General features: G+C 73.2%; 15 protein-coding genes. 2 read left to right on the top strand and 13 right to left on the bottom strand.

What is annotated here, in order from left to right; genetic code table 11:
- Positions 1-20 precede the first annotated feature (20 nt).
- The gene (locus tag ACGFNV_RS00505; protein WP_393618190.1) at positions 21-221 is read right to left on the bottom strand and encodes a DUF2191 domain-containing protein; all 201 of its coding nucleotides are present in this window, start codon (positions 219-221) and stop codon (positions 21-23) included.
- A 77-nt stretch (positions 222-298) separates the two neighbouring features.
- Here ACGFNV_RS00505 and ACGFNV_RS00500 point away from each other — a divergent pair, with 77 nt between their 5' ends.
- Positions 299-1,036 (top strand): NAD-dependent deacetylase, encoded by a 738-nt coding sequence (locus ACGFNV_RS00500; protein ID WP_393618188.1) that lies wholly within the window; start codon positions 299-301, stop codon positions 1,034-1,036.
- Between the two features lie 66 nt (positions 1,037-1,102).
- On the opposite strand, the gene ACGFNV_RS00495 is transcribed toward ACGFNV_RS00500, so the two are convergent.
- From ACGFNV_RS00495 to ACGFNV_RS00475, 5 genes are all read right to left on the bottom strand, one after another.
- Positions 1,103-2,683 (bottom strand): carbohydrate-binding protein, encoded by a 1,581-nt coding sequence (locus ACGFNV_RS00495; RefSeq protein ID WP_393618186.1) that lies wholly within the window; start codon positions 2,681-2,683, stop codon positions 1,103-1,105.
- A gap of 300 nt (positions 2,684-2,983) precedes the next feature.
- A complete protein-coding gene (locus ACGFNV_RS00490) occupies positions 2,984-3,469 on the bottom strand; it encodes a methylated-DNA--[protein]-cysteine S-methyltransferase (protein ID WP_393618184.1) in 486 nt (161 codons plus the stop codon).
- Between the two features lie 19 nt (positions 3,470-3,488).
- Positions 3,489-4,970 (bottom strand): AlkA N-terminal domain-containing protein, encoded by a 1,482-nt coding sequence (locus ACGFNV_RS00485; RefSeq protein ID WP_393619935.1) that lies wholly within the window; start codon positions 4,968-4,970, stop codon positions 3,489-3,491.
- A gap of 214 nt (positions 4,971-5,184) precedes the next feature.
- A complete protein-coding gene (gene lpdA / locus ACGFNV_RS00480) occupies positions 5,185-6,597 on the bottom strand; it encodes a dihydrolipoyl dehydrogenase (RefSeq protein WP_393618182.1) in 1,413 nt (470 codons plus the stop codon).
- An 85-nt stretch (positions 6,598-6,682) separates the two neighbouring features.
- The gene (locus tag ACGFNV_RS00475) at positions 6,683-10,708 is read right to left on the bottom strand and encodes a molybdopterin-dependent oxidoreductase (RefSeq protein WP_393619934.1); all 4,026 of its coding nucleotides are present in this window, start codon (positions 10,706-10,708) and stop codon (positions 6,683-6,685) included.
- Between the two features lie 384 nt (positions 10,709-11,092).
- Between ACGFNV_RS00475 and ACGFNV_RS00470 the strand changes: the two genes are divergently transcribed.
- Positions 11,093-11,857: a BTAD domain-containing putative transcriptional regulator gene (locus ACGFNV_RS00470; RefSeq protein WP_393618180.1), complete on the top strand. Its 765-nt coding sequence runs from the start codon at positions 11,093-11,095 to the stop codon at positions 11,855-11,857.
- Here ACGFNV_RS00470 and ACGFNV_RS00465 read toward each other — a convergent pair.
- From ACGFNV_RS00465 to ACGFNV_RS00435, 7 genes are read right to left on the bottom strand one after another with little or no spacing between them, the layout of a single operon-like run.
- Positions 11,841-13,736, bottom strand: coding sequence for a DUF4157 domain-containing protein (locus ACGFNV_RS00465; RefSeq protein ID WP_393618178.1), 1,896 nt, complete (start codon positions 13,734-13,736; stop codon positions 11,841-11,843). The two genes, ACGFNV_RS00470 and ACGFNV_RS00465, sit on opposite strands and share 17 nt — an antisense overlap.
- Before the next feature lie 3 nt (positions 13,737-13,739).
- On the bottom strand, positions 13,740-15,050 hold the full coding sequence (locus tag ACGFNV_RS00460) for a DUF6519 domain-containing protein (RefSeq protein ID WP_393618176.1): 1,311 nt from the start codon (positions 15,048-15,050) through the stop codon (positions 13,740-13,742).
- Between the two features lie 11 nt (positions 15,051-15,061).
- Complete coding sequence (locus tag ACGFNV_RS00455; RefSeq protein WP_393618175.1) at positions 15,062-17,203, bottom strand: hypothetical protein; 2,142 nt, start codon at positions 17,201-17,203, stop codon at positions 15,062-15,064.
- Positions 17,200-19,779 (bottom strand): putative baseplate assembly protein, encoded by a 2,580-nt coding sequence (locus ACGFNV_RS00450; RefSeq protein ID WP_393618173.1) that lies wholly within the window; start codon positions 19,777-19,779, stop codon positions 17,200-17,202. The genes ACGFNV_RS00455 and ACGFNV_RS00450 overlap by 4 nt, the downstream gene beginning before the upstream one ends.
- Positions 19,780-19,785: 6 nt before the next feature.
- A complete protein-coding gene (locus tag ACGFNV_RS00445) occupies positions 19,786-22,611 on the bottom strand; it encodes a putative baseplate assembly protein (RefSeq protein WP_393618172.1) in 2,826 nt (941 codons plus the stop codon).
- Positions 22,608-23,054, bottom strand: a complete 447-nt coding sequence (locus ACGFNV_RS00440; protein WP_393618170.1) for a GPW/gp25 family protein — start codon at positions 23,052-23,054, stop codon at positions 22,608-22,610. Before ACGFNV_RS00440 ends, ACGFNV_RS00445 begins: the two co-directional genes overlap by 4 nt.
- The gene (locus tag ACGFNV_RS00435) at positions 23,051-23,398 is read right to left on the bottom strand and encodes a hypothetical protein (RefSeq protein ID WP_393618168.1); all 348 of its coding nucleotides are present in this window, start codon (positions 23,396-23,398) and stop codon (positions 23,051-23,053) included. Before ACGFNV_RS00435 ends, ACGFNV_RS00440 begins: the two co-directional genes overlap by 4 nt.
- Between the last annotated feature and the right edge of the window lie 5 nt (positions 23,399-23,403).

Raw genomic sequence — 23,403 nt, 5'->3', positions numbered from 1 at the left:
GGCCGGAGGAGGACAGGCCCTTATCCCTCGGGGTCTCTGGGCTTGGCCTCCACCTCACGCAGCGCCTCGTCCCGCGCGGCGACCCGCGCCTCCGTCCGGTGTCCGCGCTCGATGTAGTCGCGCACGACGAGTTCCACGGCGTCCTGCGGGTTGCCCACCCCCGACAGCACCATGACCTCCACGACGAGCGCGGCATCGAGCGAAACGGTGACCTTGGCCATGCGGCGACGCTAGCACCGTGCCGCGCACGCGGATATCCGTTCGCCGTAACCGGATTCAGCGTCCTAACCTCGGTGACATGAGCGGACCCCTCGTCGCCGTCCTCAGTGGCGCCGGCATCTCCACCGACTCCGGCATCCCCGACTACCGAGGGCCCAACGGGCTGTGGCGGCGGGATCCGGAGGCCGAAAAGCTGGTGACGTACGAGTACTACATGGGCGATCCGGAGATCCGGCGGCGCTCGTGGCAGATGCGGCGCAAGAACCGGACGCTGAAGGCGGAGCCGAACGCCGCGCACCGGGCCGTGGCCGAGCTCGAACGCACCGGGGTGCCGGTCCGGGTCATCACCCAGAACGTGGACGGGCTGCACCAGCTCGCCGGGATGCCCGAACGCAAGGTGCTCGAGCTGCACGGCACCGCGCGGAGCGTGGTGTGCACGCAGTGCCATGCCCGGGGGCCCATGGAGGACGCCCTCGCGCGGGTCGAGGCCGGGGAGGACGATCCGGCGTGCCTGAAGTGCGGGGGCATCCTCAAGTCGGCGACCGTGATGTTCGGCGAGCGGCTCGACCCCGAGGTGCTCGGGCAGGCCGTGGCCATCACCAAGGCCTGCCAGATCTTCATCGCCGTGGGCAGCAGCCTCCAGGTCCAGCCCGCCGCCGGCCTCGCCGGTGTCGCCGCCGACCACGGGGCCCGGCTCATCATCGTCAACGCCGAGCCGACTCCGTACGACGACCGCGCCGACGAGATCGTACGGGAGCCGATCGGCACCGCCCTGCCCGAACTGCTGGGCCGACTCGGCACGGAGGCCGAGGCCTGAGGCCCGGCCCCTCCTGGGCTGGGCCCACCGGCCAACCGGTGGGCCCAGGAAGGACGGATCCGGTCGCTACAGCGTCACCACCTTGCCGCCGAAGGCCACCACCAGGTGGCCGTCCGAGGCGAAGGACCAGGTCAGGGCGCCGGAGTAGGAGGAGCAGCGGGAGCCGTTCGTGCCGGACCAGAACTGGTTGGAGCTGTCGGCGTCTCCCACGGTCTTGTCGTTGGAGCCGCTGACGGCGAACCGGCACGAGGTGTTGCCGCGGAACACCGAAGTGCCCGCGTCCCAGGAGAAGTTGCGCTGCGCGTTGTCGACGCTCACGTTGCTCGACACGGCCATCTTGCCGGGGTTGCTGTTGTACGTGAACCCGTGCTTGCCGTTGCGGTAGGCGACGCTGTGCTGGACGACGTGGTTGACCGCGATGTCGTCGCCGCCGAGCTTGTAGCCGTTGCGGTCGCCGTTGGAGTTCACGGTGCCGTCGGAGAGGGTGCCGTTGTTGTAGGAGAGGGAGTACTCGACGGTCACCGGACCGATGGCACCGGTGTCGGTCTTGGTGTAGAGGTCCCAGCCGTCGTCGATGTTGTTGTGGGAGACGGCGTAGCGGAAGACGTTCCCGGTGCCGGTGGTGAGCTTGGCGGCGAAGCCGTCGGCGTCCTCACCGTCGGAGTCGGCGTTGTCGTGCGACTCCGCGCTCAGGATCAGGTTGTTGGACGGCCACTGGCTGCTCGGGGTGGTGGAGGCGATCCGGCCGAGCTGGAGGCCCGTGTCGCGGTTGAAGCGGGTCACCGTGCGCTCGATGACGTTGTTGCTGCCGCCGACGTAGATGCCGTTGTCACCGGCACGCTCGACGACCAGTCCCTTCACGTGCCAGTACGAGGCGTTCAGCTGGAGCCCCCGGTTCGAGGGACTCTCGCTCTGTGCCGAGAAGTTGAGCACCGGCGTCTCACCCGGGTAGGCGGACAGGGTGGTGCGGGCGGCTGAACTGCCGTCGTTGTCCTGCGGGATGGTGACCGTCGAGGAGTACGCGTACGTCCCGCCGCGCAGGTAGATGGTTCCGCCGGGGGTGATGCGGCTGATCGCCGAGGTGAGCGTCGTCGGCGCCGATTGGGTGCCGGCCGCGCCGTCGGTGCCGTTCGGCGCCACGTACAGCGCGGAGCTCGACGGCGGCGGTGTGGTGGTGCCGCTCACCTCGGCGTCCAGGTAGTCGACGTTGGGCAGGCCGGCTGAGGTCGTGGGAGTCAGCCGGATGGTGTTGCTGCCCGAAGTCACCGGCACCGAGAGCGTCCTGGTCGCCCAGGTGCCCCACGCGCCGGTGCCCTCGAAGGACGTCGTCGTGACCGTGGTGCCGTTCACGACGACGCTCGCGGACCGGGCGGTGGTGGTCCCGTTGGCGAACCGGACGTTGAGGGTCGCCGTGCCCGCCGCGGAGGCGTTCACGGTGAACTGCGCGTAGCCGCTGAGCGCGTTGTCGCCGTTGCAGAATCCGGTGCCGGAGTATCCGGCCCAGTCGGAGTCGATGGTGCCGGTGCAGACCGCCGGGGAGCTCTCGGCCTCGTAACGGGTGGACGCGGCCTGCGCGGTGTTTCCGGACAGCGCGACGAGCGTGCCGGCCAGCAGGCTGACGCACGCGATGACGGATCTCCGTTGCATCGTTTGTCTCCAGGTTGGCGGGCCCGTCCGACGAACGTCGGTGCCGAGCCCTTCTCTGCGGGTGGTTCCGGGTGCGACGATCCGGTTCGACCGTGATTCGACAGGCTGAACAGGCCGGAGGGCCGGAGACCGCATCCGGTGAGGAGAAAGCGCTTTCCCGGACGCTAGAGCTCCCGCCGTGAACGCGTCAATAGACGTGTACGTGATCCTTATTCATGGACATGAACCTGAGAGGTGTCGCCCCCCTCACATGAACGACGACGGGCCCCCGGTTTCCGGGGGCCCGTGTGTGACGCTCGCTCAGAACAAGGAGGTTCCGCGCTCGAAGTCCAGCAGGCGCTGCTTGCGGTCCAGGCCGCCGCCGTAGCCGGTGAGGCTGCCGCTCGCGCCGATGACGCGGTGGCAGGGGACGATGATGCCGACGGGGTTGCGGCCGTTGGCGAGGCCGACCGCGCGGGAGGCCTTGGGGTTGCCGAGGGCCTCGGCGAGTTCACCGTAGGAACGGGTCTCGCCGTAGGGGATCTTGCGCAGCTGGTCCCAGACGCCGCGTTGGAACGAGGTGCCGTTGAGGCGCAGTTCGACGGTGAACTCCTTCAACTCGCCCGCGAAGTACGCCTCGAGTTGTTCCTCTGTCTCGGCGAAGAGGGCGGTGTCGGCCCGGACGCCGAAGCTCTCCTCGGTCGGGCGGTGGCGCTGTTCGGTCATGTAGAGGCCGCAGAGGACGCCGTCGTCGGCGACGAGGGTGAGGGGGCCGTACGGGCTGTCGATGACGGTGTGCTGCTTCATGATGGTCCTTCGGTTTTCCTTACACGGGCAGGAAGTTGATGGGGTGGCTGTCCGTCGCCCACAGATACTGGACCGCGTACGCCCGCCACGGGCGCCACGCCGCCGCGCGGGCGGTGAGGGCCGCGGGGGTGGACGGCAGACCCAGCTCCTGTGCGGCACGGCGGATGCCGAGGTCGGTGGGGAGGAAGGCGTCGGGGTCGCCGAGGCCGCGCATCGCGATGACGTCGACCGTCCAGGGGCCGAAGCCGGGCAGCGCCAGCAACTGGGCACGGGTTTCCGACCAGTTGCTGTCCGGGCCCAAATGGAGTGTCCCGTCGGCCAGTTGGTCGACCAGGGTGGTGAAGGTCGTACGGCGGGTGCGGGGCATCGCCAGTGATTCCGGGTCCACCGCCGCCAGTGCCTCGGGGGTGGGGAAGAGGTGGGTGAGTCCGCCCTCGGGGTCCTCCACCGGGTCGCCGTGGGCGGTGACCAGGCGGGCAGCGTGCGTACGGGCGGCCGCGGTGGAGACCTGCTGGCCGAGTACGGCGCGCACGGCGAACTCCGCCTCGTCGACCGTACGCGGCACGCGGCGGCCGGGCGCCTTGTCCACCAGCGGCGCGAGGAGCGGATCCGTGCGCAGCTGGTCGTCGATCGCGACCGGATCGGCGTCCAGGTCGAGCATCCGGCGGCAACGGCTGATGGCGACGGTCAGGTCCCGGAGGTCACTGAGGGTGAGACGGCAGGCGATGTGGTCGGGCTTCGGCGTCAGCGCGACGATGCCGTGGCCGTACGGCAACCGGAGCGTGCGCCGGTACGCGCCGTCCCGCCACTCCTCGACCCCCGGTACGGCCGTCGCCGCGAGGTGACCGAAGAGGTTGTCGGGGTTGAGGGGTGCGCGGAAGGGGAGGCGGAGGGTCAGCGCGCCCGGGGTGGCGGCCTGGGCGTTCTTGGCGTTGCTCTTCGGGGTCCGCTCGCGCAGCTCGCTCGGGGACAGGGCGAAGACCTCGCGCACGGTGTCGTTGAAGGTGCGGATCGAGGAGAAGCCGGCGGCGAAGGCGATCTCCGCCATGGGCAGCGGGGTCGTCTCGACGAGCAGGCGGGCCGTCTGGGCGCGCTGGGCGCGGGCGAGCGCGAGCGGGCCCGCGCCGAGTTCGGCGAGCAGTTGGCGTTCGACCTGCCGGGTGCTGTAGCCGAGGCGGCCGGCGAGGCCGGGGACGCCCTCGCGGTCCACGACGCCGTCGGCGATCAGCCGCATGGCCCGGGCCACGAGGTCGGCCCGCTGGTTCCACTCCGGGGAGCCCGGGCTGGTGTCCGGCCGGCAGCGCTTGCAGGCCCGGAATCCGGCCTGCTGGCAGGCGGCCGCGCTCGGGTAGAACGTCATGTTCTCCGGCTTGGGCGGAACGACCGGGCAGCTGGGCCGGCAGTAGATCCGGGTGGTCAGGACGGCTGTGAAGAACCAGCCGTCGAAGCGCGCGTCCTTGGACTGGACAGCGCGCACACAGTGCTCCCTGTCGGTGTGCATCCCGTTCTGCATGGGTCCAGCATCGTCCACCCACCCGGCCGGGGCTGGCGGAAATCCGACATCAAGCTGGGCTGTCCTGGGCCTGCGCGGATCGCCGTCGCCGCGGTGGCCGCGCGGGGCCGGCGCCGGGCCGCCGCGGACCCACGCGGCAGCCGCAGCCCGGTCAACCCCACGATCAGGTCGAGATCGTCCGCCGCCGCGCCCTGGAGTACGGTCACATGTTGATCATGTGGCCTGCCAGGCCGTGGACCGCCTCCTTGACCGCCTCGCCCAGGGTCGGGTGGGCGTGGATGTTGCGGGCGACCTCGTGGACGGTGAGGTCCCACTGCTGGGCCAGGGTCAGTTCCGGCAGCAGCTCGGTCACGTCGGGCCCGATCAGGTGGCCGCCGAGGAGTTCGCCGTACTTCGTGTCGCTGATCAGCTTCACGAAGCCGGTGACGTCGCCGAGGCCGTGGGCCTTGCCGTTGGCGGTGAAGGGGAACTTGGCGACCTTGACGTCATGGCCGAGTTCGCGGGCCTGGGCTTCGGTGTAGCCGAAGCTGGCGATCTGGGGCTGGCAGTAGGTGGCGCGGGGGATCATGACGTAGTCGAGCTCCATCGTCTCCGCGTCCGCGATCGTTTCCGCGGCGACCACGCCCATCGCCTCCGCGGCGTGCGCGAGCATCAGCTTCGCGGTGACGTCGCCGATGGCGTAGATGTGCGGGACGGAGGTACGGCAGCGGGCGTCGACGTCGATCGCGCCGCGCTCGGTGACCCGTACACCGGTGTTCTCCAGGCCGAAGCCGGTGACGTTCGGGGCGAAGCCGATGGCCTGGAGGACCTTGTCGGCCTCCAGGATCTGCTGGGTGCCGTCCTTGCCGGTGACGGTGACGCGGACCTGGGGCCCGGACTCGTCGATCGACTCGACGCGGGTGGAGGTGAGGACGTCGATGCCCAGGCGGCGGTACTGCTTGGCGAGTTCGGCGGAGACCTCCGCGTCCTCAAGGGGGGCGACGCGGTCCAGGAACTCCACGACGGTGACCTTCACGCCGTAGTTGTGCAGGACGTAGGCGAACTCGATACCGATGGCGCCGGCGCCCGCGATGACGATCGACTGCGGGAGGTCCTCGGCGAGGATCTGCTCCTCGTACGTCACCACGCGGGCCGTGCGCCGGGTGCCCGGCAGCAGCCTGGGCGTGGCGCCGGTGGCGATGACGCAGTGGTCGAAGCCGATGGCGCGGGTGTTGCCGTCGTAGTCGGTCACCTGGAGGGTGTGCGGGTCGAGGAAGGTGCCGCGGCCGTCGAACTCGGTGATCTTGTTCTTCTTCATCAGGTAGTGGACGCCCTTGACGCGGCCGTCGGCGACCTTGCGGCTGCGGCGGTAGGCCTCGCCGTAGTCGAAGGAGACCTGGCCGTCGACCTTGATGCCGAAGGTCTTCGCCTCACGGGTGACGATGTGCGCGAGCTCGGCGTTGCGCAGGAGGGCCTTGGTGGGGATGCAGCCCACGTTCAGACAGACGCCGCCCCAGTACTTCTCCTCGATGACGGCGACGCGTTTGCCCAGCTGGGCGGCGCGGATGGCGGCGACGTAGCCGCCGGGGCCCGCTCCGAGTACCACGACGTCGAAGCGCTCGTCCTGCTCGACCATGAAGAGGTGCCTTTCCGTGGGGTCCGCCGTGCGTCCGTCCCCGTGATTGTTCCGCTGTGGTCCCGTCGGCGCCACCAGGAAACGATCAGTACACGTCCCGCACGTACCGCTTCTCCGTGGCGAGCTGCTTCACGTACGCCGTCGCGTCCTGCTCGCTCAGGCCGCCGTGGACGACGGCGATGTCGCGCAGGGCCCGGTCGACGTCCTTGGCCATGCGGGAGGCGTCGCCGCAGACGTAGAAGTGGGCGCCGTCCTGGAGCCAGGACCACAGGTGGGAGCCGTGTTCGCGCATACGGTCCTGGACGTAGACCTTGGCGCGCTGGTCGCGGGAGAAGGCGGTGTCCAGGCGGGTGAGGGTGCCCTCGGTGAGGTGGGCGGTGAGGTCGTCCTCGTAGTAGAAGTCGGTGGCGCGGTGCTGTTCGCCGAAGAAGAGCCAGTTGGGGGCGCGGTGGCCACGGGCCCGGCGTTCGTCGAGGAAGCCGACGAAGGGCGCGACGCCGGTGCCGGGGCCGACCATCACCATCGGGGTGGTCGGGTCGGCGGGCGGGCGGAAGTGCGGGGAGCGCTGGACGTGGACCGGTACTTCGGTGCCGGGTTCGGCGTCGGCGAGGAACGGGGAGCAGACACCCTGGCGGGGGTGGCCGGCCAGGTTCTCGTAGCGGACGACGCTGACCGTCAGGGAGACCAGGTGGGGGTCGGTGAGCGGGCTGGAGGATATGGAGTACAGGCGGGGCTGCAGGCGGCCCAGGGCGTCGGCCCACTCCTGCGCGTCGGCCCGTACGCCGAACTCGGCGACGACGTCGACGGCCTGTCGGCCCCAGGACCACTTGGCCAGCTCGCCCTTGTTGTCGGGGCGCAGCAGTTTGCGCAGCTCGCGCGGGTCGTGGGCGCGGTCGGCGACGAAGCGCAGCAGGTCGGGGCTGAGGCGGGTGATGTCGAGGTGGCGCAGCAGGGCGTCGCCGAACGGGGTCTCACCCACGCCGTCGACGCGCACCGGCGCGTCCACGTGCAGGCCGGTCACGGCGAGCCACTCGGTGACGAGGCCGGCGGCGTTGAGGGGCCGCACGCCGAGGGCGTCGCCCGCTTCGTAGACGAGGGGTTCCTCGCTGTCGCGGGTGTCGAAGGTGAAGCGGCGGACCTCCTTGTCCGCGCCGGGCAGGCTGAGCAGCCGGTTGCCGGTGAGGCGGGCGGTGACGGGGGCGGGCCGCTTGGAGCGGGCGGCCTTGGGCGCGTCGGGCGCGGGCCGCGGGCTGTCGCGGAGGGCGGTGAGCACGTCGTCGAGCCAGGCGTGGGCGCTGGTCTCGTAGTCGGGTTCGCAGTCGGTACGAGGTGCCAGCCGGACCGCGCCCAGTTCGTCGAGGCGCTGGTCGAGGCGGCGGCCGTGGCCGCAGAAGTCGTCGTACGAGGAGTCCCCGAAGGCGAGGACGGCGTAGCGGCGTCCGTCCAGGCGTTGGGCGTCGGGGGCGGCCAGGGTGTCCCAGAAGCCGGTGCCGTTGTCGGGGGCGTCGCCGTCGCCGAAGGTGCTGGTGATGAGGAGCAGGTCGGCGTCGGAGGGCAGGGTGGCGGGGTCGGCCTGGTCCATGGCGACGAGGGCGGCGGTGTGGCCTTTGGAGGTGAGGCGTTCGGCGGTGGCGGCCGCGAACTCCTCGGCGTTGCCGGTCTGTGAGGCCCAGAGGATCACGACGTGGCGGCGGGCCGCCTGCTGTGGGGCGGGTGGGGTGGTGGCGGCCCTGGAGTACATGCCGGCGAGGGTGCCGTTGACCCACAGGGCGTGGTCGGGGCTGAAGGGGGCGTCGGGCGGCAGGACCGGTACGCCGGGGGCGCCGGCGGGGATGCCGGCGAGGAAGCCGACGAGGTACTGGCGTTCGGTCTCGCTCAGGACCGGCGGCGGGGTGGGTTCGAGGCCGAAGGCGGCGGCCGCTGAGGGCAGGACGGCGGCGGGCTGGAGGGCGGCGGGCTCGACGACCACGGGCGCGGGGGGCGCGGACACGGGCGTGGGCTCCACGGCCGGTGTCGACACGGTGACCGGTGTGGCCACCTTGGTCAGCGACACCGCGCACACCTTCAGCTCGGGCTGGAAGGACAGCAGGTCGACGGCGTCGCTGGTCACCGCGTTGACGCTGAGGTACTCGCCGAAGAGGTCGTTCCAGTGGAAGGGCGCGAAGCAGGACCCGGGCCGTACGCGGTCGGTGACGACGGCGGGCAGGACGGCCCGGCCGCGCCGGGAGGCGACCTCGACCGAGTCGCCGTCGGTGATGCCGAGGCCGGAGGCGTCCTGGGGGTGGATCTCCACGAAGGGGCCGGGGTTGAGCTTGTTGAGCTTGGCCACCTTGGCGGTCTTGGTCAGGGTGTGCCACTGGTGCTGGAGGCGGCCCGTGTTGAGCACGAACCTGTAGTCGTCGTCCGGCATCTCGGCGGGCGGGAGGTGCGGGCGGGCGTGGAAGGCGGCACGGCCGCTGGGGGTGGGGAAGCTGAGCGCGCCGTCGTCGTCGACGTAGCGGATCGGATTGCGATCGGGGCCGTCGGCGGTGGGGGCGGGCCACTGGACGGGGGTGGCGCGCAGGCGGTCGTAGGTCACGCCGCGCAGGTCGTAGCCGGTCTTGGGGTTCCAGGCACCCTTGATCTCCTCGAAGACCTGCTCGGCGCTGTCGTAGGAGAAGGCCTTCTCGAAGCCCATCTCGCGGGCGACGGCGGCGATGATCCGCCAGTCGGCCATCGCCTCGCCTGGCGGGTCGGCGGCGGGCCGGGCGAGGGTGAGGTTGCGCTCGCTGTTGATGAGGACGCCCTCGGTCTCGGTCCACAGGGCGGCGGGCAGGACGACGTCGGCGTAGGCGTTGGTCTCGGTGTCGGCGAAGACGTCCTGGGTGATGACGAACTCGGCCGCCTCGAGGCCCTCGATCACGGTCTTGCGGTTGGCGACGGAGGCGACGGGGTTGGTGCAGATGATCCAGCAGGCCTTGATGTCGCCGTCGGCCATCTTCTGGAACATCTCGACGGTGCCCTTGCCGACGCCGTCGGCGCGGAGGGTGTCGGGGGGCAGGTCCCACAGTTCCTCGACGAAGGCGCGCTCGGCGTCGACGAGGACGGAGCGCTGGCCGGGCAGGCCGGGGCCCATGTAGCCCATCTCGCGGCCGCCCATGGCGTTGGGCTGGCCGGTGAGGGAGAAGGGGCCGCTGCCGGGGCGGCAGATCGCGCCGGTCGCCAGGTGGAGGTTGACCAGGGCGTTGGTGTTCCAGGTGCCGTGGGTGGACTGGTTGAGGCCCATCGTCCAGCAGCTGGTCCACTCCCCCGCCTCGCCGATCAGCCGGGCGGCCTCGCGCAGGTCGGCCTCCGGGATGCCGGTGATCTCGGCAACCGTCGCGGGCGGGTAGTCGGCGAGGAACTCGGGCATCGCCTCCCAGCCCTCGGTGTGGGCGGCGACGAAGTCGGGGTCGGTGTGGCCGTTCTCGTGCAGCAGGTGCAGCAGGCCGTTGAGCAGGGCGAGGTCGGTACCGGGCCTGACCTGGAGGAACAGGTCGGCCTTCTCGGCGGTGGCGGTACGGCGCGGGTCGACGACGATCAGTTTGGCGCCCGCCGACTTCACGCGGTCCATCATGCGCAGGAAGAGGATCGGATGGCAGTCGGCCATGTTCGAGCCGATGACGAGGAAGAGGTCCGCGTGGTCGAAGTCCTGGTACGAGCCGGGCGGGCCGTCCGCGCCGAGGGACAGCTTGTATCCGGTGCCGGCGCTTGCCATGCACAGCCGGGAGTTCGACTCGATCTGGTTGGTGCGCAGGAAGCCCTTGGCCAGCTTGTTCGCGAGGTACTGCGCCTCGAGGCTCATCTGGCCGGAGACGTAGAGGGCGACCGCGTCGGGACCGTGCTCGTCGATGATGGCGCGCAGACGGCGGGCGGTCTCGGTGATCGCCGCGTCGACGGGGGCGGGCTCCGGCTCCTCGCCCCGGTCGGACCGCACGAGGGCGCCGGTCAGCCGGCCCGGGGCGGCGAGCAGGTCGGCGGTGGTGGCGCCCTTGGTGCACAGCCGGCCGAAGTTCGCGGGGTGCTCCTTGTCGCCGGACGCCTTCAGGACGCTGCGGCGGCCGTCGGGGCCCGTGGTGATGTCGAGGACCATGCCGCAGCCCACCCCGCAGTACGAGCAGACCGTCCGCACCTTCGAAGTGCGGTCGTTCCGCGAGTGCGAGTCCGGCGCGGTCACGGGCATCCCCCTTCGCAATGTTCGCCATGGTTCGACCGTTCATGACCCTACGGACGGCTCATTACGCCGGTGTCTCTTTGATCGATCATGCGGAGTTAAGGGGGACGCACAGGTCGGGCACGGCCGGTGTGAGCAGGGCTGGGGTGCATGGTGCGTGAGGAACGTCACGCGTACCCCACAAGAATGATCTCCGTGGGTATTTGGTCTCTCTTGTCAGGGTTTGGCGTACGGTGAAGTTCCTGACGACTGTGGGCAGTTGTGGGGCGTCGCTCGCCCGCACACCACGCCGGGGAGGGTGCCATGGCCGTCGACGGCAGGACGGTGTCGTACGAGCGTGTCGGCGGCCTCGCCACGAGTGAGCGTCCGTCGGCGCCCCGGCTGGGTCTGCTCGGCCGGTTCACCCTCGACTACGGCACGACGGCGGTCGACGTCGGTGTCGCCGCGCAGCGGCTGCTCGCCTACCTCGGCCTGCGCCGGCACGGGACGCGTACGGTCGTCGCCGGCACGCTGTGGCCCGACGCGACGGAGGAACGCGCCCACGGCAGCCTGCGTACGGCGCTGTGGCGGCTGCACCGGGGGCGGGAGCCGCTGGTGCGCAGCGAGGGGGACACCCTGGCGCTCGCCGAAACGGTCAGCGTCGACACCCGCGCCCTGACGGACTCGGCCCTGCACCTCCTCGACCCGCGCTCGGCCGACCCGGCACTCGCCCGGCACCTGCTGTTCGCCGGGGACCTGCTGCCCGGCTGGGACGACGACTGGGTCCTCTTCGAACGCGAGCGCCTGCGCCAGCTCCGGCTGCACGCCCTCGACGCGCTGGCCCACCACCACCTCGCGCGGGGCCGGCCCGCACTCGCTCTCGAGGCCGCCCTCGAGAGCGTCCGCGCCGAGCCCCTCCGTGAGAGCGCCCACCGCGCGGTCGTCGCCGTCCACCTCGCCGAGCACAACGTGCTGGAGGCGATCCGCCACTACCGCGCGTTCCGGTCCCTGCTGGAGCAGGAGCTGGGCCTGGCGCCCTCGGCGGGGTTCACGGCCATGCTGCCGGCGTGTCTCAGGGAGAGGGCTTGACGTTCTCCAGGGGCAGTGGCACCCGCTGCTCCGGGGTCAGCCCGAGATCCCTGAACAGTTCCTGTTCCAGGCGCCATGCGAGGGCGTTCCTGACCCGCTGTTCCAGACCGGGGATCTGCTGGATCGCGTCGAGCATCTCCGCGTACAGCTCGGCCACGGTGACATCCTCCGCCCCGGCGCGGCGCAGCTTACGGGCCCACTCCAGCCAGTGCCGGTCGAAGGCGGCGTGCACGTCGCGCCTGAGCAGCACGGTGTCGGCCGCGGAGCGGCTGTAGTTCTTCACGGCCCTGAGGAACGCGGTGGGCCCGATGTGCGCCGACTGCACCTCGCTGCCCGAAACCCCGTACTGCGCCCGCACTTTGGGGGCACCGGAGTGGGGCTGCAGCGCGGCGTCCGCCTTGCCGGGCGCGCCCTCCTTCCCGACCAGTCCGGCCTCCTGGGCGTCCTTGACCGCGTTCCTGACGCCCGGGCCCGAGCCCTTCGTCCCCGGCCCGAGTTCCTGGCCGAGTTCGCCGAAGACCTCGGGGCCCCGGGCGCCCTCCGTCTCCTTCAACAGGGGTCCCTGCGACGGAGGCGTCGCGACCGTGTACGTCGCGGCCGCCTGCTGCACCCTCGACACGGCGACGGCCTCCTGCGCGGCCGTGGCGGGCACCCAGACCCGCACGCCCTGCGGGGTGACGGCCTCGGCGTAGCCGGTGGGCGGGCTGCCCCCACCGGGACGACCGCCGCCCTTGCCGACGGCCCTGCTGAGCAGCGCCATGGCCAGACCCACTCCGCCGGCCGCGATGGCACGGGACAACGCCTCGCCCGCCGTGCGGAGTTGAGCCTCGTCCGTGGCGTTGACGGCCATGAAGAACCGGACGATGTCCGACACCACGTCGAAGACCACACGTCCCAGGAAGACCGCCGAGAGGGTGATCGACGTCAGCGCGAGGGCGTCGGCGACCCAGCCGACCGGTGTCACCTGCGATCCGATGTAGACGGCGGCGAAGGCCGCCATCATGGCGAGGGACTGCCAGGTGAACAGGCCCTCCAGCTGGGCGCGGGCGTCATCGGCGAGATGCGGTTTCGCGTACTCCCAGGCACGCGTCAGTTTGGCGGGGGTGCTCAGCGAGGCCACGTCGGCCTGCCGCTGCGGCGGGGAGCCCTGCTGGGCCCCGCTCTGTTCCATGGTCTCGATCTGCCGGATCACCGGATTGCCCGGAGTCGGGTCCAGCACGCCGGACGCCCTACGCAGCTCGGCCCGGGTGTCGGAGTGCAGCGCGGTCAGTTCCGTCTGCCGCTGCTGCGGGCTCATCTCTCCCAGCAGGCGCGCCGCGGTGGGCCACTCCCCCCGGCTCACCGCGTCCCGGAAGGCGACGAGGGTGCCCGCCACGGGGGCCGCTCCGGGTGTCTCCTGCCGTTGCAGCACCGGCGCGGTCGTCCGGGTCCGTACGGGGATCACCGCGCCCGGAGCGGTCCCGCCGGACCAGGCCGCGGCCCAGGCGCGGGCCTCCCGCTCCCCGGGGCTGTCCGGGGAGGCCACGGTGGGCGGGCCCGCCGTTCCCCCGCCGCCCGTGCCGGGCAGCGCGCCCCGCTGCTGGTCGACGTGCGTCAGTTCGTGGGCGATCAGGCGGTCGCCGGCCGGTGTGCCCGGCGCGTAGCGGCCCGTGGCGAACAGGATGTGCGAGCCGGTCGTGCAGGCCTCGGCGCTCAGGTCCCGCGAGGCGGCCGCCGCGGCCGCGTCCGTGTGCACCCTGACGTGCCCGAGGTCGTGTCCGAACCTCGGTTCCATCGCGGCCCGTGTCCGTGACTCCAGCGGGCGGCCCGCGTCGAGGCCGCCCGGCGGGCGGGCCGCCTGCGGCGACGTGGTCCGGTGGACGCGTGCGTGATGCGCCACCGCCTACACCCCCTCCGTCAGGGGCACCCCGAACGCCGTCCGCAACCCTGTGACGTCCCTGCCGGTCAGCACTGCCAAGGGGGCGTAGTGGTAGGGGACGCCATGGGGCGGGGTGCCGTGCGGGTGGGGCCAGAGGGCGCCGGGGAGGGTGCGGCGGGCGGGGAAGGTCCAGTAGTCGCCGGTGCGGTAGCGGTGGGCGGTGGCGCGGCCGGGGGCGCGTTCGAAGCGGACCTCGATGCCGTGTTCCAGGGGGATCCAGTCACCCTCGACGAGGGGCAGCGCGCCGTCGGGGGACGGGGTCTCGCGGGTGTGGTCCCAGCGGCGGAGGTAGGGGTGGCGGGCGCGGTTCGGCGGTGTGGCGGGGGGCCTGTCCAGGGTGACGGTGAGGGTGTCGGGGTCGACGTCCTCCACTCGGTGGAGGCGGGGGGCCGGTTCCGGCAGGCCGAGTTCGGCGCGGAGCGAGACGGTGTCGTCGACCAGCTCGACCCACTGTCCGGGTTGCAGCGCGCTGTGCCAGTCCCGGCCGAGGGTGGTCAGGCGGAGCGTCCGCTCCGCGCCGTCCAGGACCGGGTAGGTGACCGAGCCGTTGTCCCGGGACCAGACGAAGCTCGCGCCCTCACGTGCTGTGCCGCCGTGTCGGATCTCGACGCGGTAGAGCTGGTTCTCGCCCGTGTAGGGGGCGTCGGACGTGAGGGCGCAGGGATCGCCCGAGCCGCCGCGGGCACCGTCACTGTCGCCGTCGCGGGTGGTGCGGACGTGGAGGACTCCGGTGTGGCTCGGCGCGCGCTGCGCGTCGAGCCACTCCAGGGGGTCCTCGTCCGCGCCCAGCGCCCTGGCCCTCACCTGCCACACCACCTGGGCGCGGCTGCCGGAGTCGGGGTGGTGCGGGCCGAGCGCGGGTTCGTGCAGGGCGGGGTCCTCCACTTCGGTGATGTGGCGCTCGAACACCTTGAGGTAGACGAGGCAGCGGTCGGGAGGCAGCCGGTCGGCGTCCCGGTCCGGGTCGATGAACGCGTACGGCTGGTCGGTGTAGTTCACGTCGGCGGGGTTGTCGACGCGGATGCCGTCGACGTAGTAGCTGCCCGCCCCGATGACGAAGTCACCGGCGCGCACCCTGCTGATCTGGAAGCCGCAGCCGTTCTGCGGCCCGGCGTGCGGTCCGACGAGGTCGGCCATGGCCGAGCGCAGGGCGTGCAGCAGGATGGCGGTCTGTTCGTTGCGGTTGGCGTCCAGGCCGACGCGGCCCTGGAGGTCGAAGACGGTGGAGTAGTTGCGGTCGGGCGAGAAGGTGATGTTCGAGAAGTCGCCGTGCACGGCGGGCCCCCCTAGGTCGCGGTGATGACGGCTGCCTCGGCACCCAGCGGCACGTACTCGGCGAGACGGCCGAGGAGGCTGCCCAGGCGTTGTGGCTGGTACAGGTCGTGGAAGGCACCCATCTCGGCGCCGTCCCCGGCGCCGGTGGCGATGCGTGGATCGCAGGCCGCGTGCAGTTGGCCGTAGCCGGGGTGGCCGTAGCGCGTGCTGGTGAAGTGCGGTCGTACGGCGGGCGCTTCGGGCGTCGGCAGGCAGGCGTGACGGGGCGGGCCCGGGTGGCCGGGCGGCGCGTAGGAGTGGCTCAGGCAGCCGGTGCCGCGGCGACGGGTGTGCAGGCAGCCGGTGATGATGCTGTCGGTGCCGAGGGCGAGGAGGTCGACGCGGACAGCGCCGAGGACGGTGCAGCGGCGCAGGGTGAGTGCCACGTGTGCGAAGCGGTCCTCGGGGGCCGTCAGGGCGGGCAGTTCGCGGTCGGTGGCGTCGACGATCGAGTCGAGGATCTCGACGGTCAGCGGGTCGCCGCGGGTCTCGTCCTGGTCGACGACGACACTGCCGATGATCGAGTGTTCCACCCTCAACCGGGCCGTGGTGCCGCGCAGTTCGACGGACGGCTCCTCGCCGCGGCGGGGGCGGCAGTCGTGGTCCAGCTCCCAGCCGGGGACGAGGGTGCAGTGGCGTACGACGACCTCCCCGATCTGCCCGACCACGTCGAGGCTGCGGCCGGTGACCACGAGGCCGTCGAGGACCAGCCGGGGCCTGCGGGCGGCCGGTGGCGGGCAGTCGGCGGGCGTGCCGGGCGGCGGATGTTTCCGTGTGGCGCGGACGGTGAGGGCGTCGAAACGGTTGGCGCTCTGGTTCAGCAGCCGGATCACGGGCCGCTGCCGGGGCGCGGCCCGCAGTTCGAGGCGGTCGTCGGGGTCGAGGTCGATGCGCAGGGCCTCGGTGTAGTCGGCGGAGTCGCGGATCTCGATCAGTACGTCGTGCAGGGCCGGGTTCCTCGGCCTGCCCTCCTTCTCCGCCGCCTGCGCGTCGGCCTCCTTGTCGTCGCGCCAGCGCCGCAGTGCGGCGGTGACGGAGCCCAGGCCACCCGGTCCGCCGACCGTGTACACCCTGCGCCCGCCCACGGGGGTCACCGGCCGTGCGTAGGCGCCGCCGCCCATGGCGTCGCTGAAGCCGTAGTGCCAGCTCACCCACACCCCGTCCTCGGGCGCTTCGTCGGGCGGGAAGGCGATCCGGCCGAGGACGGGGTCCACGGCGACCCGGCCGGGGCGGGGCCGGTAGCGCCAGTCGGTGAGGTCGGCGACGACGATCCGGTCGGCCGGTACGGGACGGTCGGGGTCGTCCCGCCAGATCCGCAGGCTGCGGCCGGGCCCGTAGAACTCGGTCGGCGCGGCCGCGAACTCCTCCCGGCCCAGGGGACGCGGCACCTCGCCCGTCGCCGTGTCCGGGCCCGCCGGGACGAACAACGGGGTGTCGATGCCGAGGACGTTGACCAGGTAGCGGCTGTAGCGCTGGTCGATGCAGAACGCGGGCGCGTGGACGACCGGGAAGGCCCGCAGTCGCCACACGAAGAGCGCCAGACTCGGGATGTTGTGCAGGCCGCGGGTCGTGGTGCTGTTCGGCCGTCGTACGTCGACCAGGTGCGGGGCCTCGTCGAAGGGCCCGCCGAGCCGGGCGCAGGCGAGGGTGTCGCGCACGTGGAGGGTGGCGGGCCGGTCGGCGCGTACGTGCCGGGTGTGCTGGGCGCGGACCAGGCGCGGGTACAGCTCGACCGCGCGGGCGGGCCAGCCGGAGCTGTCGAGCGCGACCGCTTCGAGGGCGGCGAGGGTGCCCTTGCGGCGCCGGTTGGCGACGGCGTCGGCGACGTCCCGGCGCGGGGCGAGCGCGCGGACCGCCCCGGCGGGGAGGGCGGGGGGCGTGCGGATGCCGACGAGGGCGCCGATGTACGGCACCACCCAGTCCTCGCAGGTCTCGACGAACCAGTTGGCGTACCAGGTGTCGAGGTCGTCCTCGACGACCCGGACCTGTTCCTCGACGACCCTGAGCAGCGCCCTCAGCGGATGGTCCCGCTCCTCGTCGCGGATGCGGTGGATGGCGGGCAGCAGCTCGTACAGGCGGTCGACGGGCAACGGGGGTGGCATGGCGGGGCTCACGGGGTCGCCTCCAGGTGCAGCACGGTGAAGCGGGGCAGGTCGGGTGCCGCGACGACGAGGTCCGCGGGCAGGATCCCGGTGCCGCCGACGCGGGCCGGGCGGGCCGGGACGTGGGCCGCGAGGCCGGTGACGGCGTCCGCGTCGGCAGGCGCGGTGCCGCGGGTGGCACCGAACCGCCGTACGTCGACGAACACCACCCCCGGCACGCCCTGGAGCGCCGCGACGGCCTCCGCCAGATACGCCCGCTGCCCCAACTCCCTCGCGTCGAAGCCGAAGACGCGCCCGAGGGCGTCCTTCAGGTGGGGCTCCAGGAGTGCGGCGGTCCGGTCGGGCTCGATGCCGACACGGGCCTCGACGACCAGGTTGAGGCGAGCGCGCGGCGCGACCGCGGCCGGGATGCCGGGGTCGCCGTACCGGCGGAACGCGGCGAGCAGGGAGGCGAGGACACCGGAGTCGGGCTCCACGGGGGCGTCGTCCACGCCGGCGACGGTGACGTGGACGAGTTCGCGCCCGTCGACGGCGAGCCGGTCGGCGACGGCCTTGCCGATGCCCGCGCGGGCGAGCGTGAAGTCGGCGTAGTCGCGCAGCCCGACCAGGCGGTCCATGGCGAGCGTCGGCAGCGGGGCCCGGCCGCGCAGCGCCGTGTCGGTGTCGGCGTCCGTACCGCCGCTCGTGGGCAGCGGGTTGGTGACGGCGGCGATCCCGAGGGGCTTGGTCAGCGGCTGGCTGAGCTGCCCCGCCCGCAGGTTGCCCGCGCGCCCGAGGCCGACCCGGTAACGGGCGGCGACGTTGGCGGTGCCGGTGGGCAGCCGTGCCCCGTGCCGGCCGTCGCCGAAGGTGACGGTGGCGGTGCCGGTGTCGTCGGTGCGCAGTTCGTAGGCGTGCTCCTCGGCCCCGGCGCGCGCGATCTCGGCCGTCTCGTGCCAGGTCGACTCGCCCACCCTGACGGTGAGCCGGGCCTGCTCGCCGTCGGCGTCGGGGGCGGCGGTGTACGTCAGCGGATGCTGCCCGAGCGTGAAGCGCTGCCCGGGCCGGGACGCGTCGCCGCTGCCGAGCGCGGGCTCCTCCTTCGTCTCGCCGTGGGTGGCGGGTACGGCGTTGCCCCACACGGTGACGGTGTCGCGGCGGTAGGCGCGGCGCAGCGGGGCGGCGAGGCGCAGGACGGTGTACGGCACGGCGCCGGGTCGGTGGGCGTCGGTGACCGGCTCGGCGGACAGGACGCGGGCGGCCTCGCCGGTGGGTTCGGTGCCGTCGTCGGGAATGCCGGTGACGAGGACCGTACGGGACGGGGGCAGTCCGGCGACGACCCGGTCGAGGTCGATGCGGTCGCCCTCGACGGGGTCGGTGACCGGTTCGTCGGCCAGGGCGAGCGCTTCGGGCTGGGCGTGGACGGTGAAGTGGCGGTGGGCTGTCAGCAGCATGCCGTCCACCCAGGTGAACCAGGCCTGGTCCAGGGTGAGTTCGGTGATGCGGGCGGAGATTCCGTAGGCGGCGAGGCCGGTGCTGCGGACGGCGCTCACATGGAAGGGCCGGTCGTCGTCGTCCGGGGAGTCGAGGACGATCCAGCCGCCGGAGAGGATCCTGGGGTGGTCGCCGTCCAGCGGGAGCCGGAGCATGTCGTCCCCCACCTCGTACAGCGACTTGTCCAGCGGCCATTCCTCGAAGTCGGGGTCGGCGGCGGCCTCGATGCCGATGACGACGGCCTTCCTCTTCAGCGGCGCGGCCGCCCCGAAGGGCGCGGCCCGCACCCGCAGCGCTTCGAGCCGTACGAACCGGGGCTCCGGTTCGCCGTCGCCGTCGCCCTCGAACAGCGTGAGCACCTCCCGCAGCACCAGGGCCGTCCGCCCGGTCTCCGTGTCCGCGTGGACGAACTCCACGAACCGCACGACCGGAAGGTCACCGTCGTCGAAGTGGAACAGCAGCCGGTCGCCCGGCGCCACGCCCGTGCTCAGCCCGTCGGCGTACACCACCCGCAGCCGCCCCGCGCTCGCCCTGGTCAGCAGCGACGGCCGCCGCAGCCGGGGCCGGAGTTCCGCCCAGGAGGGCCGTGCCACCAGATCCTCGTCGGTCTCGAAGAGGACGGATTCCTGGCCCGGGTCCGGCACGCTGCGCACCTGTGACCCGGCCGGGACGGTCACCGGCACGTCCGCCGGGTCGGGGTCCAGGGTGTAGGCGAGCCGGCCGTCGGCCGCGAGGCCGGGGCGCGGGCGGTAGCCGACCAGTCGGCCCAGTTCGACGAGGGAGCGGCGTTCGGTGGCGGTCCCGAGGTAGCCCTCGTCGGCGATGCGCTCCTGGTAGAACGTCAGCACGTCGGCCACGCAGGCCCACGCGTCCAGGAGGGCCAGGGCGGGGTCGGACGGGTCGCGGGTGGTGAGCGCGGCGAGTTCGGGGTGCGCGGAACCTGCCAGCGACCGGGTCATCGCCGCGAGGAACGCGGCGTGCGTGCCCACCCGGGCGCGCAGGGCCGACGCGCCCGGTGGATGGTCCGTGGGCAGCGGGGTCGGGGTCTGAGTGACGCAACCACAAGGGCCCACGGCACGGCCGCAGCCGCAACTGCCGTCATCGGTGGCGCACATGGGCGTTCACCGTCCTCCCACCAGATCGATGACCAACGTCCCGTCGGACGGCGGCGAGGGGATCTCCAGCGGCCCGAACGCCAGCACCCCGTCCGCGGGCACCGCAGGGACCGCGACCTCGGCGCGGCCCAGCCGCAGTACCCTCGCCGACAGCACGCCCCGTACCGCCATCGCCTCGGTGACCAGTCGGGCGGTGTACAGGTCGCTGCCGAAGGTGAGCCGGTCGGGATGGAACAGCCGGGCCAGCCGTGCGCGTACCTTCCGCTCCACGGCGGCGCGCCGCGCGTCGGCCGCCAGGCACAGCAGCAGCCCTGCCTCGACCGGGACCAGGCGCGGCGGGTCCACCCGCAGGTCGTGCCCGATCCGCCGGACGTCCTCCAGCCGGGTGCGCACCGCCTCCAGGAGCGCCGTCGGCGGCCCGGTCCGCCCCAGCGGGTCGACCGCGACGTCCGCCTCGTACCAACTCCCGGCCCAGGCCAGGTCGGTGGCCGCCCGCTGCACTCCGGGCACCTCGCCCGCGAGGACGGCGTAGTCGTCGGCGGTGACCGCCCGCCGCAGACCGCGCCGGTACCCGGTGGGGCCGAGCAGCCGTGCCTCGGCGACCGGTTCCGGCGCGGTACCGCCGGTCGCCGGCAGCGGATTGCGTACGGCGGTGACGAGCGCGTCGGTCGCGGCGCCGACGACGACGTGCACGACCGTGTCGACGCCGGTGTTGCCCGCGGGGCCGTTCCCGACGCGTGGCCTCGCCCGGAACTCCTGCCCGGGTGACACGGCCCGGCCGAGCCGTCCGTCGCCGAAGCGCAGCCCGGTGGTGCCGTCGTCCTCGGCCTCGGCCACCACGTGCGGGTCGTCGGGCCCGCTGTCCAGCAGGTCGGCGCGTTCCGTCCACTGTTCGCCGCCGGAGGTGAGGGCCAGCTGGGGCAGGGCCGCACGGGGGTCCTGGGTGAGCGCGGCCGACGCCGGTCCGGCGACGCGCGGGTCGGCCGGGTCGAGGCCGGCGGCGAGGGCGGCGCCCCAGGCCGCGGTGACCTCGGCGGCGGTGTCCGCGTCGAGGGGGACACCGTCCCGGGCACGGGCGGCGAGGCGGGCGAGGCGGTCGGTGCGGCGGGCCGTCAGGGCGGCGGAGCGGGAGCGCAGCAGGACCAGGGCGGCCCGCCGCCCCGCGGTGTCGCGCGCCCGCTCCAGGCCGGACTCGGTGACGGCCTGTCTGCCCCACAGCGTGCGGGCCAGCGCCAGGTCGTCCGGGCGCAGCGGGCCGCCCGCCGAGACGCGCCGGTACAGCTCCGCCACGGCGTCGGCCGCCCGGCCCGGGATCGCCGCGAGCAGCCGGGCCTGTGCGGCGGCCGCCCGGGCCGGGTCGGGGTAGGGGGCCCGCCGGGTGAGCGGTCCGGCGTCCAGGCGGGGTAGCCACCGCGGCGGCGGCTCGTCCCGCTGCGGGCGGCCGAGTCCCGCGCACCGCACGGGCCCGGGGGGCGGGGTGGGCGCGGTGAGCCGTACGGGAGATGCGGCGCTGTCGCCGTGGTCGACCAGTACGACGTTTCCGCGGGCCACGGTGACGTCCTCGAAGAGGCAACAGCCGTCGCCGCCCACGGCGGCCAGGCACAGGGGGAACGCGAGGGCGTCCTCCTCGGCCCAGGTCACCCGCAGCAACGGCTGCCCGTGCACGGGGTCCGTGGTCTTCTCCACGGCGGTCAGCCGCACCGCCTGCCGATGACGCGGGTCGGCGTCCCCCGGCACGCCCGTGGCGGGACCCCGTACCTCCTCCAGGATCAGGACGTCACCGGGGGCCAGGTCGAGTCGGCGCCGCGTCTTCTCCTTGGCCGGAGCCGGAGCCGCGGCCGCGGCCGGTGCCGGGTCGACGAGGGTGGCGGAGGTGGCCCCGGCGGGCAGCACGCACTCCTCGCCGTCCCAGGTCCACAGCCGGATCCGGTTGTGGGCGGGCCGCAGCACCAGGTCCGCGGGCAGGACGGGTTCGTAGCGCTCGAAGCCGGTGGTGAGGGTGCGCAGGTCCGCCTCCGGAAGGAGCGGCGGACGGCCGGGCAGGGCGGTGGCGAACCAGTACGTACCGGCGCGCAGGACGGCGCGTTCGGCGACCTCCAGGTGCACCCAGGTGCGGGCGTTGCAGCCGTCGTGCAGGCGGTGGTCGACCAGCCGCAGATGGCGGCGGACCGAGGTGCGCAGCCGCGCGGTGTGCAGGTAGGCCTCGGTGGCGACGGCGTCCTGACGGTACGACAGCCGGTCGCCGACGTGGGCGAGGAGTTCGACGAGGGTGACGCCGAGGTCGGGCACCTCCCGGTCGGTCCACTGCGGTGCCGTCAGCGCGAGCCGGTCCAGGATCAGACGGCGGAAGCTCGCGTAGTCCTTGGCGAGGTAGTCGAACGCCGGGACGGGCAGAAGCACGCCGTCTTCGTCGCCGGGCGTGCACGCGGCCTCCTCGGCGAAGGTGAACGGGGCGCCGCTGTGCCGGGGGTCGAGGCCGGGGTAGGGGGCGTCCGGGTGGTTCGGGTCGACGAGGGTGAGCGTGTAAGGGGAGCTGTCGCCGAGGCGGTCCAGGGTCACCAGCAGCGTGGCGCGCCGGGTCTCGGGCGGGCAGCCCTCCACCCGTACGGTCAGCGCGCGCACGGCACACCCCGGCCCCTCGATCCGCACGGCCCTCGGCTCCGGCAGCGGATCGGGCGCCGCACCGAGCATCAGCACGCGCAGGGTGCGGGTGGCACGGTCGACGTCCACGGCGACGACGGCCCCGAGCCCGGCCGCCCGGATCCGGTCGGCGCGTTCACCGGGCAGGCAGGGACGCGGATCGGCCGTGCCGGTCCACCGCACCTCGGTCATCCGCCGGTCCCCCGTTCCAGTACGGCCGTCGCCTGCCGGCCGGTCGCGAGCAGGACGTAGGACACCGTGATGCGCAGCGTGCCCTCCTCCGTCTCGACGTCGACCCGGTCGACCTGGACGAGGTCGGCCAGCCAGCGCTGCAGGGCGGCCTGGAGGGAGTACTCGACGGCTCCGGCCAGTTCCTGGCTGCCCGGGGCGAAGACGAGTCGGAGGACGCCGGATCCGAAGTCGGGCCGGTTGACGCGCTCGCCGGGGACGGTGAACAGCACCTGCTCGATCAGGTCGCGGACCCGGTCCTCGTCGCTCGTCGCGGCGGAGCGGCCCTGGGTGTCGATGTGGAAGGGGAAGTCGAGGTGGGCGTGGGAGCGGAGGGAGGGGTCCGGGTGGGCGCGGGGAGGGACGGTGGGGTCCGGGTGGGCGCGGGAGCCGGGGTGCGTGGTCATGTCGCCACCACCCGCTGCTGGACCGCCGACACCACGGGTGGCCCCTGCGGTGCCTGCGCGGCGGACAGGCACAGCCCCGCGCCCGGCCCGGTGGGCTCCAGGACGACCGGTCGGCCCTGGACGAAGACCCGGGTGGAGGCGGCGGGGGTGAAGTCGACCTTGACGCAGGGGCTCGGCGGCTGGGCCGAGGACAGTGCGCAGGACGGGGCGACCACGTTCAGGTCGGCCGTCGTCACCACGGGCGTGCCGCCCGCCAGCACCTGCTGCTGGCCGGGGGTCAGGGTGACCTGTCCCTGGTGGGCGCAGGTCAGGGTCGCGGCCGTGGAGAGGGCGAATCCCGGCATGACTC

The sequence above is a fragment of the Streptomyces sp. NPDC048751 genome, assembly GCF_043198595.1.
Taxonomy (GTDB): domain Bacteria; phylum Actinomycetota; class Actinomycetes; order Streptomycetales; family Streptomycetaceae; genus Streptomyces.
This window is presented reverse-complemented; position numbering and strand designations above follow the sequence as displayed.

Excerpts from the sequence above, each read along its gene's own strand:
- ACGFNV_RS00505 (WP_393618190.1), bottom strand. The coding sequence starts at position 221 with ATGGCCAAGGTCACCGTTTCGCTCGATGCCGCGCTCGTCGTGGAGGTC.
- ACGFNV_RS00500 (WP_393618188.1), top strand. The coding sequence starts at position 299 with ATGAGCGGACCCCTCGTCGCCGTCCTCAGTGGCGCCGGCATCTCCACC.
- ACGFNV_RS00495 (WP_393618186.1), bottom strand. The coding sequence starts at position 2,683 with ATGCAACGGAGATCCGTCATCGCGTGCGTCAGCCTGCTGGCCGGCACG.
- ACGFNV_RS00490 (WP_393618184.1), bottom strand. The coding sequence starts at position 3,469 with ATGAAGCAGCACACCGTCATCGACAGCCCGTACGGCCCCCTCACCCTC.
- ACGFNV_RS00485 (WP_393619935.1), bottom strand. The coding sequence starts at position 4,970 with ATGCACACCGACAGGGAGCACTGTGTGCGCGCTGTCCAGTCCAAGGAC.
- lpdA (WP_393618182.1), bottom strand. The coding sequence starts at position 6,597 with ATGGTCGAGCAGGACGAGCGCTTCGACGTCGTGGTACTCGGAGCGGGC.
- ACGFNV_RS00475 (WP_393619934.1), bottom strand. The coding sequence starts at position 10,708 with ATGGTCCTCGACATCACCACGGGCCCCGACGGCCGCCGCAGCGTCCTG.
- ACGFNV_RS00470 (WP_393618180.1), top strand. The coding sequence starts at position 11,093 with ATGGCCGTCGACGGCAGGACGGTGTCGTACGAGCGTGTCGGCGGCCTC.
- ACGFNV_RS00450 (WP_393618173.1), bottom strand. The coding sequence starts at position 19,779 with ATGTGCGCCACCGATGACGGCAGTTGCGGCTGCGGCCGTGCCGTGGGC.
- ACGFNV_RS00445 (WP_393618172.1), bottom strand. The coding sequence starts at position 22,611 with ATGACCGAGGTGCGGTGGACCGGCACGGCCGATCCGCGTCCCTGCCTG.
- ACGFNV_RS00440 (WP_393618170.1), bottom strand. The coding sequence starts at position 23,054 with ATGACCACGCACCCCGGCTCCCGCGCCCACCCGGACCCCACCGTCCCT.
- ACGFNV_RS00435 (WP_393618168.1), bottom strand. The coding sequence starts at position 23,398 with ATGCCGGGATTCGCCCTCTCCACGGCCGCGACCCTGACCTGCGCCCAC.